Annotated in this window: 13 protein-coding genes; 4 read left to right on the top strand and 9 right to left on the bottom strand. The window is 64.8% G+C overall.

The genetic code is table 11. From position 1 onward, the window contains the following. Window positions 1-153 precede the first annotated feature (153 nt). The 5 genes from XI08_RS26155 to XI08_RS26135 form a co-directional block, all read right to left on the bottom strand. The gene (locus XI08_RS26155; RefSeq protein ID WP_271576561.1) at window positions 154-777 is read right to left on the bottom strand and encodes a flavin reductase family protein; all 624 of its coding nucleotides are present in this window, start codon (window positions 775-777) and stop codon (window positions 154-156) included. Window positions 778-875: 98 nt separating this feature from the next. Next, window positions 876-1475 (bottom strand): TetR/AcrR family transcriptional regulator, encoded by a 600-nt coding sequence (locus tag XI08_RS26150; RefSeq protein WP_027549341.1) that lies wholly within the window; start codon window positions 1473-1475, stop codon window positions 876-878. A 34-nt stretch (window positions 1476-1509) separates the two neighbouring features. Beyond that, complete coding sequence (locus XI08_RS26145) at window positions 1510-4647, bottom strand: efflux RND transporter permease subunit (RefSeq protein WP_271576560.1); 3138 nt, start codon at window positions 4645-4647, stop codon at window positions 1510-1512. A gap of 285 nt (window positions 4648-4932) precedes the next feature. Then, on the bottom strand, window positions 4933-6039 hold the full coding sequence (locus tag XI08_RS26140) for an efflux RND transporter periplasmic adaptor subunit (protein WP_271576559.1): 1107 nt from the start codon (window positions 6037-6039) through the stop codon (window positions 4933-4935). A gap of 284 nt (window positions 6040-6323) precedes the next feature. Next, on the bottom strand, window positions 6324-7655 hold the full coding sequence (locus tag XI08_RS26135) for an MFS transporter (RefSeq protein ID WP_027549344.1): 1332 nt from the start codon (window positions 7653-7655) through the stop codon (window positions 6324-6326). Window positions 7656-7735: 80 nt separating this feature from the next. Here XI08_RS26135 and XI08_RS26130 point away from each other — a divergent pair, with 80 nt between their 5' ends. Then, complete coding sequence (locus XI08_RS26130; RefSeq protein ID WP_271576558.1) at window positions 7736-8176, top strand: ribosomal maturation YjgA family protein; 441 nt, start codon at window positions 7736-7738, stop codon at window positions 8174-8176. Here XI08_RS26130 and XI08_RS26125 read toward each other — a convergent pair. The 3 genes from XI08_RS26125 to XI08_RS26115 all read right to left on the bottom strand — a co-directional run bounded on the left by XI08_RS26125 (window position 8161) and on the right by XI08_RS26115 (window position 10063). After that, on the bottom strand, window positions 8161-9324 hold the full coding sequence (locus XI08_RS26125) for a winged helix-turn-helix domain-containing protein (RefSeq protein ID WP_027549346.1): 1164 nt from the start codon (window positions 9322-9324) through the stop codon (window positions 8161-8163). The two genes, XI08_RS26130 and XI08_RS26125, sit on opposite strands and share 16 nt — an antisense overlap. A 115-nt stretch (window positions 9325-9439) precedes the next feature. Then, window positions 9440-9694 (bottom strand): hypothetical protein, encoded by a 255-nt coding sequence (locus tag XI08_RS26120; RefSeq protein ID WP_027549347.1) that lies wholly within the window; start codon window positions 9692-9694, stop codon window positions 9440-9442. A 123-nt stretch (window positions 9695-9817) separates the two neighbouring features. Next, window positions 9818-10063: a hypothetical protein gene (locus tag XI08_RS26115; protein ID WP_027549348.1), complete on the bottom strand. Its 246-nt coding sequence runs from the start codon at window positions 10061-10063 to the stop codon at window positions 9818-9820. Window positions 10064-10618: 555 nt separating this feature from the next. On the opposite strand from XI08_RS26115, the gene XI08_RS26110 reads away from it, so the two are divergent. Then, entirely contained in the window at window positions 10619-11260 is a 642-nt protein-coding gene (locus XI08_RS26110; protein WP_271576557.1) for an OmpA family protein, read from the top strand. Window positions 11261-11318: 58 nt separating this feature from the next. Here XI08_RS26110 and XI08_RS26105 read toward each other — a convergent pair whose 3' ends face one another. Beyond that, window positions 11319-12581: a phospholipid carrier-dependent glycosyltransferase gene (locus XI08_RS26105; protein WP_271576556.1), complete on the bottom strand. Its 1263-nt coding sequence runs from the start codon at window positions 12579-12581 to the stop codon at window positions 11319-11321. A gap of 218 nt (window positions 12582-12799) precedes the next feature. Between XI08_RS26105 and XI08_RS26100 the strand changes: the two genes are divergently transcribed. Both XI08_RS26100 and XI08_RS26095 read left to right on the top strand, forming a co-directional pair. After that, window positions 12800-13501, top strand: a complete 702-nt coding sequence (locus XI08_RS26100) for a FecR family protein (protein WP_333928230.1) — start codon at window positions 12800-12802, stop codon at window positions 13499-13501. A gap of 2 nt (window positions 13502-13503) precedes the next feature. Next, a complete protein-coding gene (locus XI08_RS26095) occupies window positions 13504-14616 on the top strand; it encodes a hypothetical protein (RefSeq protein ID WP_271576554.1) in 1113 nt (370 codons plus the stop codon). Window positions 14617-14803 lie beyond the last annotated feature (187 nt).

Below are 14803 nucleotides of genomic sequence, written 5' to 3'. Positions count from 1 at the left end.
TTCCGGGCTCGCGCCTGGCGGCGCGCCCCGGAATGACAGTGTGGAGAGAGAAGACGTAGCCCGGATGGAGCGAAGCGCAATCCGGGGCCGGTGCGTCAGTCGGAGGGGTCGCGGATTCGCTGCGCTCCATCCGGGCTTACGGGCTCGACCGGATCAATCCGGCCGCACCATCTCGAACATGTTTTCCGGCTTGATCTCGAAATAGTCGCCGCGGCGGCCGGCGCGGACGATGGGGCGGGCGGCGGCGGTCTGGTAGACGCCGTCCTTGATCATGGCCTTGTCGATATGGACGGCGACGACCTCGCCCAGCGTCAGCCAGGCATCGGCCTCCTTACCGTCGGCGCCCTTGAGGCGGACGATGTCCGACACCTTGCACTCGAAGGCGACCGGGCTCTCGGCCACGCGCGGCACGTTGACGAGCTTGCCGGGCACGGCGGTAAGGCCGGCGACCTCGAACTCGTCGACCTCGGGGGCGACATGCGCGGCGGTCGCGTTCATGTGCCTGGCGAGATCCATGGTGGCGAGATTCCAGACGAACTCGCCGGTCTGCTTGATGTTCTCGACCGTGTCCTTCCAGTTGGTGGAGGAGAAGCCGATGATCGGCGGCACGTAGCAGAACGCGTTGAAGAAGCTGTAGGGCGCGAGGTTGACGTGGCCGCTGGTGTCGCGGGAGGAGATCCAGCCGATCGGCCGCGGCGCGATGATGGCGTTGAAGGGATCGTGCTTGAGGCCGTGGCCCTTGGAGGGCTCGTAGAAGTACAGGTCTTTGTCGGTCACGCGCTTGCTTCTCCGCTATCCGTCATTCCGGGGCGGTCCGCAGGGCCGAACCCGAAATGACAGGTCAAGCAGCTTATAGGAGGAAATTCCAGCGCCCGTCAGTGACGCGGCGACAGACCCGCGATGACGAAATCGATCATCTGGTCGATGGTCGGGCCCGGCTTGGTGGCGCACTGGGCGATCATCTGGGGGTGGAAGAAGCGCATCATCGCCGTGCAGGAGCACAGCGCGGCCAGTTGCAGGTCCGGGGCCTCGAACTCGCCGGAGGCCGCGCCCTGCGCGATCATCTGGCCGATGACCCCGGCAATGCACTCCATATGGGCGACGCAGACGTCCCAGTCCTCCTGCATCGCGATCTCGACCATCTCGTGCAGCTTGTTATCGCCGACATAGCGCTCGGTGTTCATGCGATGGATGGTGGTGAGCAGCTCGCGGAAGCGCGGGAGCACCGGACCAGGCCTCGCCACGATCCGCTGCGCTTCGATCTCGACCTCGCCCATCAGCGAACGAGCCACCGCCTGGTGAATCGCCTTCTTCGATTCGAAGAAGCGATACACGTTGGCGGGGCTCATCCTGAGCTCCTTGGCGATGTCGCCGACCGTGGTCTTCTGGTAGCCGATCTGGCGGAACAGCCGCTCGGCCACCTCGAGAATACGATCCCGGGTGTCGCCTTCGATATGTTCCGCAACCAGTGTCATCTGTCAGGACTCGTCAGTCAGCACTTCTTCTCACTTATTCAGCCGCTTCAGCAAGCGGAATTGCGTGCGGGTCATCGCTCCCATGCTGCGGCGCGGCAGGCTGCTCGGGGGTGCCGGCCTCGTCCAGGCTCTTCCTGAACCACAGGGCGTAGAGGCCCGGCAGGTACAGGAGCGTCAGGAAGGTCGCCACGAACAGGCCGCCCATGATCGTGATCGCCATCGGGCCCCAGAACGCCGAGCGCGTCAGCGGGATCATGGCCAGGATGGCGGCCAGCGCCGTCAGCACCACCGGACGAGCCCGGCGGACGGTCGCTTCCACGATCGCCTCTCGGCGAGTCAACCCATGAGAAACGTCGGTCTCGATCTGGTCGACCAGGATGACCGCGTTGCGCATGATCATGCCGGCGAGCGCGATCAGGCCGAGCAGCGCCACGAAGCCGAACGGGGCGTTGGCGACGTTGAGGCCCAGGGACGCACCGACGATGCCGAGCGGCGCGGTCAGGAACACCAGGATCAGGCGCGAGAAGCTCTGAAGCTGGATCATCAGCAACGTCAGCATCACCATGACCATCACCGGGAAGAGGATGAAGATCGAGGCGTTGCCCTTGGCGGATTCCTCGAACGCGCCGCCCGGCTCGATGCGGTAGGCCGGCTCGAGATGATCCTTGATCGCCTTCAGCTTCGGCGTGATCTGGCTGGTGACGTCGGGCGCCTGCACGCCGTCGACGACATCGGAGCGCACGGTGATCGCCATGTCGCGGTTGCGCCGCCACATGATCGGCTCCTCGTGGGAGTACTCGATCTTGGCGATCTGCTGGAGCGGCACGGCAACGCCGTTGCGCGAGGTGATCGTGAGGTCGCCGACGCCGCCGAGGTCGAGGCGCTCGGACGGGATCGCACGGGCGACCACGCCGACCTTCTCGATGCCGTCGCGCACGGTCGTGACCTGCGAGCCCGAGATCAGCATTGCGAGCGCCTGCGACACGTCCTGCGGGGTCAGGCCCATGGCACGGGCGCGATCCTGGTCGACGACGAGCTTGAGATAGGGCGACTGCTCGTTCCAGTCGAGCTGGACATCCTTGACGCTCTTGTTCTGCCGCATGACGTCGCGGACCTCGTAGGCGATCTCGCGCACCTTGTTGGCGTCGGGGCCGATCACGCGGAACTGCACGGGGAAGCCCACCGGCGGGCCGAAGTTGAAGCGATCGACACGGACACGCGCCTCGGACAGAAAACCCTCGGCGGCCGCATTTTCGATCTTGGCCTTGATGCGCTCGCGCGCCTCGACGCCCTTGGCGACGATGACGACCTCGGCAAAGGCCTCGTTCGGCAGCTGCGGGTTGAGGCCGAGCCAGAAGCGCGGCGAACCCTGGCCGACATAGGCGGTATAGGTCTCGATGTCCTTGTCGTCCTTGAGCAGCGTCTCGGCCTTCTTCACCGCCTTCTCGGTGACGTTGAAGGCGGTGCCCTCGGGCAGGCGCAGCTGGAGGAACAGCTCGGGCCGCTCCGACAGCGGGAAGAACTGCTGCTGGACATGACCGAAGCCGACGACCGAGGCGACGAAGACGCCGACGGTCGCGACCACCACCGTGATGCGGTGATTGACGCACCACTGCACGACGGCGCGCAGGCCGCGATACATGCGGGTCTCGTAGACCGCGTGCGGATCGTGGTTGTGGTGCACCTTGATGTTGGGGAGCAGCTTGACGCCGATATAGGGCGTGAAGATCACCGCCACGAACCAGGAGGCGACCAGCGCGATCGCCACGATCCAGAAGATGCTGCCGGCATATTCGCCGACCGCGGAATTGGCAAAGCCGATGGGGAGGAAGCCAGCGGCCGTGACCAGCGTTCCCGTGAGCATCGGAAACGCAGTGGATTCCCAGGCGAAGGACGCCGCGCGCATGCGGTCCCAGCCCTGCTCCATCTTCACCACCATCATCTCGACCGCGATGATGGCGTCATCCACCAGAAGGCCGAGCGCGATGATCAGCGCGCCGAGCGTGATGCGGTGCAGGTCGAGCGACATCGTGTTCATGACGATGAAGACGATGCCGAGCACCAGCGGCACGGACAGCGCGACCACGATGCCGGTGCGCCAGCCGAGCGCCAGGAACGACACGAACAGCACGATGACGAGCGCTTCCATGAAGGAGTGCACGAACTCGCCGACGGCGTGCTCGACCACCTTGGGCTGGTCGGCGATGAGCTTGACATCGATGCCCTGCGGCACCGCCTTCATGAACTCGGCGGTGGCCTTCTCGACCTCCTTGCCGAGATCGAGGATGTTGGCGCCCTTGGCGGTGACGACGCCGATGCCGATCGCGGCCTTGCCTTCCTGGCGCACGACGAAGCTCGGCGGATCGACATAGCCGTGGGTGACGGTGGCGATATCCCCGAGACGGAACACGCGGCCGTTGCTCTCGACCGGGGTCTCGGCCACGGCCTTGGCGCCGTCGAGCGCGCCGGTGACGCGCAGCGGCACGCGCTGCGAGGAGGTCTCGACCGTGCCGGCCGGGGTCACGTTGTTCTGCTTGGCGAGCGAGTCGAACAGCGCCTGCGGCGTGATGCCGAGGGTGGCGAGCTTGGCGTGGCTGAACTCGACGAAGATACGCTCGTCCTGATTGCCGTAGACGTCAACCTTGGTCACGCCAGGCACCTTCAGGAGGCGCTGACGGAAGCCTTCCGACACCTTCTTGAGCTGGGCATAGTCGGCGCCGTCGCCGGTCATCATGTAGAGGATCGAATCGACGTCGGAGAACTCGTCGTTGACGACGGGTCCGAGGATGCCGGAGGGCAGCTGGCCCTGCACGTCGACCAGCTTCTTGCGCAGCAGATAGAAGAGGTAAGGCACGTCCTTCGGCGGCGTCGAGTCGCGGAAGGTGACCTGGAGCGCGGTGAAGGCAGGCTTGGAATAGGTCTGCACCTTCTCGAAGTAAGGCAGCTCCTGGATCTTCTTCTCGATGGGATCGGCGACCTGGGTCTGCATCTCCTGGGCGGTTGCGCCCGGCCAGATCACGGAGACGTTGACCACCTTCACCGTGAAGAACGGATCCTCGGCGCGGCCGAGCTTCTGATAGGAAAAGAAGCCGGCGACGCCGAGCACGAGCATCAGGAACAGGACCAGCGTCGGATGGCTGACGGCCCAGGCCGAAAGATTGAAGCGCTTCATCGCTCTCTCCGAAAAGACGATCCAATTGCAAAAACGTCAGCCACTCTGTTCAACCCGTCGTCGCGAGGCAGCGAAGCAATCCAGGGGGCTGGGCAAGTTCTGGATCGCTTCGCCGCTTCAGCCCCAGCATTTGCGCTTGGGCCGAAACTCACCTCACACGACGAAACTCGACTTCTCTTGTCATTCCGGGATGGTCCGAAGGACCAGACCCGGAATCTCGAGATTCTCAGGTGCGCAATTGCGCACCATAGTTCGGTGCTCCGCACCGCCCCGGAATGACCGAAACTAGAAGGACAGTGACGAGACGACCCGCACCCTCTGGCCCGGATCGAGCTTCTGCACGCCGAGGGCGACGATCTTGGCGCCCTCTTCGACACCGCTGGTGATGACGACGTCGTTGCTCTCGTAGGACTTCACCACCACCGGCTTCAGCGTCACCGCACCGTTGTCGTCGACGACGTAGAAGGAGGGCTTGCCGCCTTCGTTGAACAGCGCCGACAGCGGCAGCCGCGCGACGCGCTCGGTGGCGGCGTCCGACAGCGTCAACGTCGCGGTCATGCCGAGCGAAACCTTGTCGTCGGCCTCGGGCAGCGAGAACTTTGCGAGATAGGTGCGCGTCGCGGTATCCGCGGTGGGCGCGATCTCGCGCAGCTTGGCCGTATATTTCTTGCCCGGCTCCGACCAAAGAGTGACGCTGGCGGCGCCCGACTTGGCACGTCCGACCAGCGTCTCAGGGATCGCGACGACCGCTTCCTTCTCGGCAAAACGGGCGACACGGATCGAAGCCTGGCCTGCGGCAACCACCTGGCCGGGCTCGATCAGCGTCGCGGTGACGACGCCACGGGCGTCGGCGTTGAGCGTCGCGTAGGAAAGGGAATTCTTGGTCAGCTCGACCGAGCGCTCGGCCCGGTTCAACCGTGCGCGGGCCTCATCGGCGGCGGCGCGGCTCGAATCCATCTGCGCGTCCGTGGTCCAGCCCTTGGCCTTCAGATCCTTGGCGCGCTGCTCGGCGGCGGCGGCCTGGGCCAGCACGCCGGTCGCCGCGGTCTGCTCGGCCACGGACTGCTCGGCCTGGAGCTTCAGATCGACCTCATCGAGGGTGGCGAGCGGCTGGCCGATCTCGACGGTCTGGCCGACCTCCACGAGGCGCTTGGCGACCTTGCCGGCGACGCGGAAGCCGAGATCACTCTCGATCCGCGGCCTGACGGTGCCGACGAAGCTACGCTCCGGGGTTTCGGCATCATAATGCGCGGTGGCGACCAGAACCGGCCGCGGCGGCTCGGCCTTCTCGGCGACGGTGTCATTGCACCCGGCCAGCGCCGCGGCCATCAGGGCCAGCGACACACCCGCCAAGAGCTTGGAATAGCTGGATAAAACCGACCGGACGAACATCGGAGGACACTCCTGCGACTGCAATGAGAGGAATGTCGACTAATCACTGATAAAAGTCAATAATCGTCAGTCATCAGGAAAGCGTGATCGTTAAGGGGTGGTAAGGATTGCGCCGGGCGCGACCAAGAGGTGCCATCGTAGGGTGGGCAAAGCGACTTGTCCGCCGAAGCCCAGAAGGGCGAAGGCGGAAGCGTGCCCACCAGACCGGCCATTATTGGATTGGGGGAGAGATGGTGGGCACGGCGCGCAAAGAGCGCGCCTTTGCCCACCCTACAAAGCTCTCGCTACCGCCCCTGCCCGGCGAACTCGTGCTTGCTGTCGTGGCCGCCGACAAAAACCAAAATGCCGGCGAGCAGGGGCAGCACCGCGAGCACGAGCAGGCCGGTCGAGGTCTGGCCGGTGGCTTCCTTGACCCAGCCGATCAAATACGGCCCGCCGAAGCCGGCGAGGTTGCCGATCGAGTTGATCAGGGCGATGCCGCCGGCCGCGGCAGTGCCGGAGAGCCAGGCGGTCGGCAGGGTCCAGAACACACCAAAACAGCAGAACACGCCGATCGCGGCCACCGTCAGCACCACCATCGTCATGGTGGGATCGGTGAGATAGGAGGAGACGCCGAGCGCGACCGCGGTGAGCAGCAGCGGCGCGCCGACATGCATCACCCGCTCGCGCGTGGCATCGGAGTGCCGCGCCCACAGGATCATCGCGATGGTGCCGAACAGATACGGGATCGCCGTGACGAAGCCGGTCTGGGCATTGGTGAGACCGAACGCCTTCACGATCTGCGGCAGCCAGAACTGCATGCCGTAGAGCGCGCCGACGAAGCCGAAATAGATCAGGCTGAGCGCGATCACCTTCGGCGAGGACAGCGCTTCGCCGAGCGACAGATGCTTCACCGCCTGCTTGGCCGCGATTTCGGAATCGAGCTTCGCCTTGAGCCAGGCCTTCTGCTCGGCCGAGAGCCAATCCGCCTTCTCCGGCCTGTCGGTGAGATAGAACCAGGTGACGATGCCGAGCAGCACGGAAGGAATGCCCTCGATGATGAAGAGCCACTGCCAGCCCTTCAGGCCCATCATGCCATCGAGCCCGAGCAGCAGGCCCGAGACCGGCGCCCCGATCACGGTCGAGACCGGGACGGCAATGGCGAAGGCCGCAAGGAAGCGGGCGCGATATTCGGCCGGATACCAATAGGTGAGATAGAGGATGATGCCGGGAAAGAAGCCGGCTTCGGCGACGCCGAGGAGGAAGCGCAGGACGTAGAAGCTCGTCACGCCGCTGACCATCGCCATCAGCGCCGAGATGATGCCCCATGTCACCATGATGCGGGCGATCCAGCGGCTGGCGCCGAACTTTTCCAGCGCCAGATTGCTCGGCACCTCGAAGATGAAATAGCCGATGAAGAAGATGCCGGCGCCCCAGGAGAAGATCAGCGGCGTGAACTTCAGCTCCGCATTCATGGTCAACGCGGCGAAGCCGAGATTGACGCGGTCGAGATAGGAGAAGAAGTAGGCCAGCACCAGGAACGGAATCAGGCGCCAGGAGATGGCGCGGATGGTCGAGGTCTCGACTTCCGTCTTGGCTGTGCCGGCGGAACCGGCAAAGGTCGTGGTCTGGCTCATGGCTTCCCCCCAGGGTTGTTGCTTTTATGGGCTGATCGGGGGTTTTGAGCATCGCCGCGAAAGAGTCAATGGAGCAAGCAATGCACGGGGCGCAGCCGGATAACCCTACTGCGCCGCTTCGGACATCCCTGGTCCGGGCCGGGCTGGCGCTGGTCGTGATCGCCTGCGGCCTCTCCCTGCGCTGGCACGGCTTTCCGCTCGGCCTTCCCGCCTTCGTCGTGAAGTACGGCGGCTCGCTGTTGTGGGCGACGATGGTGTTCCTGCTGGTCGGGGTTTTTGTGCCGAGGCTGTCGCGGATGCAGATCGCGGCCATTGCCGCGGCGGTCGCGATCGTCGTCGAGTTCTCCCGGCTGGTGCACATGCCGTGGCTCGATGCGTTTCGGCTCACCACCGCCGGCGCGCTGCTGCTCGGGCGCATCTTCTCGCTGTGGAATCTGGTCGCCTACGCCGCCGGGATTGCGTTCGGCATCTGGATCGATCGGCTCGCCGAGACGCGCAGCCTCGTTCACTCCGCGAGCTGAAACCGCTCGAAGCGATCGAGCTCTTCCTCGATCACACGCTTGAGCTCCTTGCGCCCCGCGGTCTTCCTCCCCTCCCCGACCCACGTCCATTTCTGCATCAAGAGCTTCCTGGCCTGCCGGTCGGTCTTGAGATCGAGCGCGGCGACGATCTCGTCGCCGACCAGCACCGGCAGCGCGAAATAGCCGAGCTTGCGCTTGGCCTTCGGCACATAGGCCTCGAACAGATGATTGTAGCCGAAGATGAGGTTGGTGCGCTTGCGCTGGATGATCAGGGGATCGAACGGCGAAAGGATGTGGACGAGATCGGGCGATGGCCCCTCGCCGCCGGCCTCCAGCACCGCGGGCGCCGCCCAATGCTCCTGCTTGGCGCCATCGATCGCGACAGGGACAAGCTCGCCGCGACGCACGCGCGCGGCGATCAGACGCGCGACCGCCTTCTTGCTCGGCGCGTCGAGATGGCAGACCGAATCGAGACTCACCACGCCCTGCGACCGCAGCGCGCGATCGAGCAGATAGGCCGTGATGTCCTTTGCCGATGCCGGTTTCGGCAGCTTGTCCCAGCCGAAATGACGCGTCATCAGCTCGTAGGTCTTGAGCATGCCCTGGCGCTCGCTGATGGTCACGGAGCCGGTGTAGAAGGCAAGCTGCAACGCGCGCTTCGAGGGTTTGCGGCTCTGCCACAGATGCTCCTTCTCGGTGAGCACGTCATCCTCGATGTCGCGGATCGTCAGCGGCCCGGCGCGCACCAGCCGCATCACCTTGCGCGTATCGGCCGGCTTCACCGAGGCGAACCATCGGTGCCCTTCGCGCCGGTGCTCGCGCATCGCCGGCAGGAAGAAGCGGAAATCGTTCGAGGGGATGTAGGACAGCGCATGGGTCCAGTATTCGAACACGCTTCTGTCGACGCTCTGGGCCTGGCGCAGATCGGCGCGGCGGTAGGACGGAATGCGGCTGAACAGGATGTGGTGGTGACAGCGCTCGATGACGTTGATGGTGTCGATCTGCACATAGCCGAGATGAGCGGTCGCGTCCGCAACGGCCTGCGCACCTTCGCCGAACGGGGTGCGCTCATCCAGCCGCTGGGCGTGCAGCCAGATCTGCCGGGCCTGTGTGGTGGTGAGTGGGAGCGGTTTGGGCGCGCGTGACATTGCAGGACGCAATGTAGCGGGATTCGCGCCGGGAGAAAGAAGCGGACCAGGAACAACAAAAGAAAATGCCGCGCTGCCATCTGCTGACAGCGCGGCCGTTTGACTTGGCCGGCGCCTACTTCGCCGTCATGGCCTTCTGCGACTTCATGTAGTGCATGCAGGCGCTCTTCATCTTGCCATTGCTCATGTCCGTGTTGGCCATGGCCATTTCCTTGTTCGACGCCATCTTGGCCGGGGTGTCGGCCGTGCCGCCCATCATGGCGGCGGACTTCATCATGTTGTCCTTGGTGCACGCCATCATCGCGGCCGATGCGGGGGACAGGGAAAGAGTGAACGCGACAAAGGCTGCGGTGGTGAGCAAGATCTTCATTGGAAAAAATCTCCTCCGTAAAACGAAACCGGCGTCATGCCGGCCTCCGCAATTACGCATTCTCTCGCTCAGACGTTTCGCGGAGAAGACAATTTTCTTGCTGCGCTGCGAAGACGAAGGGCCTCAACGGCCGTCTTTCGGCGCTCTGGGCCGATCGCTGAGGCTGCCGGTGGCGATATCGGGCTCGCACGAGGCTTTGCCGCGCCCCTCCGCCTGGCAGCGATAGACGCTGCCGGTGAGGCGGTCGACCAGCCACATGTTCTCGTCATTCGGCCCGTCGAGGCCGACATAGCGGGAGGTCATCCCCGTGATCAGGGTCGACAGCAGGATCGCCACTGCGATCATCGCCGCGCCGATATAGATGGGCATGGAGCTCAGGGACACAGTCCGATCCGGCGGGCCACTGCGGTGGGATTGATAATCACTCGGCCTCGGCACTGGATGGAACTCGGCTCCCCTTCGTCTGCGGTTGGTCGCGAACCTCTGCTAGGCGTGCATCTGGCCGAAAACTTGTTCGCGAGCGGGCCCTGCGGAGACGGCTTTGCGACCATCGGTGTGCACAGGCTTCCGCAAGCGAACGGGCAGCCCCCGCTTCGGCACGAGGCTGGACTTTCGCCCGCCAAGTTCGAGCCAAGCCCGGACCAAGCCCAGCCGCAGCTCACCAATGTGATCTGGATCACGCCAGGAATTCGGCGCCTCGAACCCGCTCGGAAGCCGGCGCGACAATTGCTGTTCACCTCGTCGCGCCTGTCCTCGGCGCGGAGCACTGGCTGCCCGATCCCACACCGGAATCGCCGTAAAACACGCCAAGATAACCACGGAAGCGGCTGCTTCCAATGTGACGAGGATCACATCAGGGCTTTTGAACCTGCCCTACGCTCGCAGCATCAAATCGCCATCAGGCGTAACAGCGAGGACACGACAATGACCCGTTTTGATAAGTTTTTTGGACTGAAGGCGATTACTCTCGCGGCCGCGCTGTCGATGACGGCGGGCCTGGCACTGGCCGGCGACAACAACGTCTCTTCCGACAAGATCCTGGATGCGTTGAAGCCAAAGCCGGTGACGCGCGGCCTCTCCGCCGGTCCGCAGGCCGATCCGGCGGTGCAGGCCAAGGAGACGACGTTCCTGAACACCGTGCGCAATCGCTCGACCCGGTCGCTCTCGACCGGCGAGCGCGAGCAGATCGCCGAGCTTGCGGCGACCAAGCCGAAGATCGATCTGGAGATCCAGTTCGACTACAACTCGGCCGACATCGCCAAGACGTCGGTGCCGTCGGTGCAGGCGCTCGGCAAGGCGCTCTCCGACCCGGCGCTGAAAGGCTCGACCTTCGTGGTCGCCGGACACACCGACGCGATCGGCGGCGAAGAGTACAATCAAGGGCTCTCCGAACGCCGGGCCGACACCATCAAGATGTACCTGGTGCAGAACTACGGCCTCAACGGCACCGATCTCGTCACCGTCGGCTACGGCAAGACCAAGCTGAAGGATACCGCCAACGGCGCCGACCCGATCAACCGCCGCGTCCAGGTCGTCAATATGGACACCAAGACCGCGTCGAAATGATTTTCAGTTGATCGCCACACGAAACACGCCGCCTGCCATGATGGTGCAGGCGGCGACTTCATATCCAGCCCTGGAACAGCATCAGCCGGTTGAAGCCCTGCATCGACGTTCCGATGAAGGCCGCGGAGATCGGCAGCATGATCGCAAAGCCGATCGCGGCGAGGCCGACATAGGCCCACAGCAGCCAGCGCGGCAGGCTGTTCCTGCACAGCACATAGACCAGCGCAAGCGACGCCACGGTCGCGGCCGGCAGATAGTAGTAGATGAAACCCAGCGTGCGCGGCAGCAGCGCCCAGGCGAGCCAGGGGCCGAAATAGAACGCCGCGATCAGGAACGCGTCCCAGCGGCGCGCGACGACGACGTCGCGCAGCACGATCGCGAGCGCGGCCAGCGCCGGCCACAGCACCAGCGGGTTGCCGAGGAAGACGATCGCCGACACGCTGTCCTCCGCCGTCTTGTCGAACAGGAACCACACCGGGCGGGCGAGCAGCGGCCAGGATGGCCACGAGCTCATGTAAGTGTGGCCGGCGATCGCGGTGGTGGTGTTGTCGGCGAAGATCCGGCGCTGCGCCTCGATCAGATCGGGCAGCGACAATCCATAGAGCGGAACGAAAGCGGCAAGATATGTCATCGCCGGCAGCACGGCGAAGCAGAGCGCGACATGCGGCGTCCTGAAGTCCGGCCAGAGGTCGGGCCGATACCAATCGTCCGGCTTCGCGTCGGCGAACAGCGTGCGCCAGCCCTGCATCAGGCGGATCACCGCGACGATGACGATGCAGATGCCGAGCGGAAACAGGCCGCTCCATTTGCAGGCTGCAGCGCAGCCGAACAGGCAGCCTGCCACCGCGAACGGCGCATGCGGCCGCTCCCTGCGAAAGCCATGCATGAAGGCGGCGGTCGCGAGCAGTCCGAAGCCGAGCGCAAAGATGTCGAGCATCGCGATGCGCGCCTGCACGTAGAGCATCTGGTTGAAGGCCGCGATCAGCGCCGCGGCGATTGCGGGCCCTTGCGCGGCGAACAGCGCGAGGCCGCACAGATAGATCGCGACGATCGCGAGCGCGCCGAACAGGGTCGCCGGATAGCGCCAGCCGAGCGCGTTGTCGCCGAACGCCGCAATCGATGCGGCGATCAGCTCCTTGGCCAGCGGCGGATGCATCGGATTGAGCATCGGTTGCGACATCACGGGTGCCAGCATCTGTCGCGCGGCCGGCACATAGTGCACCTCATCGAAAACGAATTTCTCCGGCGCGGTGAGACCGATCAGCAGCGCCAGATGCGCCATCAGGAAAATTGCGACAGCAATCACTGCGCTCCGCGACATTTTCGGAACCGCAGGCAAATCGAGCGGCCGTTGTGGGGATGTTTTGCGTGGCAAATCTGCTTCACCGCGGGAAAAATATGGATGGCGCTTTTCATTGAACGCATTCCGCCGCAACTGTCACTAAGCATAGCGCAGGTCTCGCGCCGCTTGTGATAATTTCGCCACATCGCAAGCGCGCGCGATCCAGTACGATCAGGGACACATCGATCGGTTGCGAAATGAATTTGCGTTTCTGGCTTTTCCCAACACTGCTCTCGGCCGCATTGTGCGTAGCGTCTGGCGCACAGGCGCAGACGCGCGTCGGCGAAGCCGTCGTGATTCAGAACGAGGTGGTGCGCGTGGCCGCGACCGCGACGCCGATCAACGTCGGCGACAGCATGCTGCGCGACGAGACCGTGCGCACCGGCGCCGACAGCGCGGCGCGCTTCGTCATGGCCGACAGCACCAATCTGTCGCTCGGTCCCAGCGCCACGCTGAAGCTCGACCGCACCGTCTTCAACGACGAGCACAGCTATCGCGACGTCGCGATCCGCATGACCACCGGCGCATTCCGCTTCGTCACCGGACATTCCGAGAAGGCCGCCTACAAGATCACGACGCCGCTCGCGACCATCGGCGTGCGCGGCACCACGCTCGACATCCTCTCGCAACGTGGCCGCTCCGTCGTCGTGCTCCAGGACGGCGCAGCCAGCGTCTGCACGCTGAGCTTCCAGTGCGTGCAGCTCACCCAGCCCGGCGACACCGCGATCATCACCTCGACCGGCGGCAAGGTCAGCATCAGCAAGACCAACACGCCGCCCTGGACGTTTGCCGCGACCTGCGCCGCGAATGCCGGGCTGTGCTCGGTCAGCCAATATGCAGACGCCTCACCGACCGTCGCGCCCGCCGTCAATGACGACGGCATGCTGTGTGGGCGCTGACGATGGCAACGCTCCGCATCCGCGACCTGCTTCCTGCCGCCGCGCTGATGGCCATGGGCATAGTGGCACTGACATGGGGTGTGCAGCCGGCCTCGGCCGCAACCGTAACCCTGACCAATTGCGAGACAAATTGCTCGCCGGCGCCGAGCCCGTCGCCGTCCCCATCACCCTCGCCATATCCGTCACCATCGCCGTTTCCGTCACCGAGCCCGACACCGACCGGCGCGGATTCCAGCGGCAATTCGATCGGCGGCCTCGCGGACCAGCGCTTCAACCAGATGATCACCAACCGGGTGCTCGGCACGGTGCTGCTCGGCGTCAACGAGCAGGTCAATTGCAGCGACTGCATCAGCGCGTTCGGCTCGGCCGGCTCGTTCTCGGCCGGCATTCACGGCCGCAAGGAACTAACCAACAATCTGTCGCTGCTCGCCGGCATCGCCTACACGCAGTACAGCGAGGGCGGCTATAACATCACCAGCGCGCCGATCGGCGCCTTCGCGCTGCGCTACGATTTCACCGATTGGGGCTCTTCGCGCCCGTTCTTCGACGTCGGCACGATCCTGACGCCGTGGGAGAAGGCGCGCTACACGCGCAGCTACAACACCAACCTCGGCCCGGTGAGCGTCACGGGCTCGACCAACGCCTCCAACTACGCCGTCTACGGGCGCGCCGGCTGGATGAGCCGCGTCTCGCCGCGCGACGAGGTCGCCGCCTCGATCGAGGTCTGGCAGCTCTGGCAGCGCGTGTCCGGCTATTCGGACAGCGCGGTGGCATTCAATCCGTTCGACGCCACCATTGCGACCGGCACCGACCGCACCAGCCTGGTCAAGATCGGCGGCCAGTGGACCCATCTCTACGGCAGCAACATCGAGGCCAATATCAACGGCGGCTGGGTGCAGTCGTTCGCCAGCCATAGCGGCATCGTCGCCACCGTGACCGGTGACGGCATGGTGGTGCCGACGATGGGCAACCAGGGCTGGTTCGAATATGGCGGCCGCCTCGGCTTCCGCGTGCAGAAGGGCTGGATCGTGGACGTCTTCGCCAACGGCACGCTCGGCCCGCAGCCGGTCGGCAACACCATCCACGGCGGCGTGGGGCTAAGGATCAATTACTAGCGAACGCGTGCGTCAGCAGTTCCACACTCGCTGTCATGCCCCGCCTAGTGCGCAATTGCGCACGGGGGCGGGGCATCCAATACGCCGCGGCTTCTCGATTCTAGCCGCGCCGTCTCGGAGTACTGGATCGCCCGGTCAAGTGTTCAGCCCGGGGACATGACCGACGGGTGTTCGGGGACATAGCCGA

It is taken from the genome of Bradyrhizobium sp. CCBAU 11361 (assembly GCF_028128935.1).
Classification (GTDB): domain Bacteria; phylum Pseudomonadota; class Alphaproteobacteria; order Rhizobiales; family Xanthobacteraceae; genus Bradyrhizobium; species Bradyrhizobium niftali.
This window is presented reverse-complemented; position numbering and strand designations above follow the sequence as displayed.

Bases quoted from the DNA above. Each gene is read 5' to 3' on its own strand.
- XI08_RS26110 (WP_271576557.1), top strand. From the start codon at position 10,619: ATGACCCGTTTTGATAAGTTTTTTGGACTGAAGGCGATTACTCTCGCG.
- XI08_RS26100 (WP_333928230.1), top strand. From the start codon at position 12,800: ATGAATTTGCGTTTCTGGCTTTTCCCAACACTGCTCTCGGCCGCATTG.
- XI08_RS26130 (WP_271576558.1), top strand. From the start codon at position 7,736: ATGCACGGGGCGCAGCCGGATAACCCTACTGCGCCGCTTCGGACATCC.
- XI08_RS26125 (WP_027549346.1), bottom strand. From the start codon at position 9,324: ATGTCACGCGCGCCCAAACCGCTCCCACTCACCACCACACAGGCCCGG.
- XI08_RS26145 (WP_271576560.1), bottom strand. From the start codon at position 4,647: ATGAAGCGCTTCAATCTTTCGGCCTGGGCCGTCAGCCATCCGACGCTG.
- XI08_RS26135 (WP_027549344.1), bottom strand. From the start codon at position 7,655: ATGAGCCAGACCACGACCTTTGCCGGTTCCGCCGGCACAGCCAAGACG.
- XI08_RS26095 (WP_271576554.1), top strand. From the start codon at position 13,504: ATGGCAACGCTCCGCATCCGCGACCTGCTTCCTGCCGCCGCGCTGATG.
- XI08_RS26150 (WP_027549341.1), bottom strand. From the start codon at position 1,475: ATGACACTGGTTGCGGAACATATCGAAGGCGACACCCGGGATCGTATT.
- XI08_RS26105 (WP_271576556.1), bottom strand. From the start codon at position 12,581: ATGTCGCGGAGCGCAGTGATTGCTGTCGCAATTTTCCTGATGGCGCAT.
- XI08_RS26115 (WP_027549348.1), bottom strand. From the start codon at position 10,063: ATGCCCATCTATATCGGCGCGGCGATGATCGCAGTGGCGATCCTGCTG.
- XI08_RS26120 (WP_027549347.1), bottom strand. From the start codon at position 9,694: ATGAAGATCTTGCTCACCACCGCAGCCTTTGTCGCGTTCACTCTTTCC.
- XI08_RS26140 (WP_271576559.1), bottom strand. From the start codon at position 6,039: ATGTTCGTCCGGTCGGTTTTATCCAGCTATTCCAAGCTCTTGGCGGGT.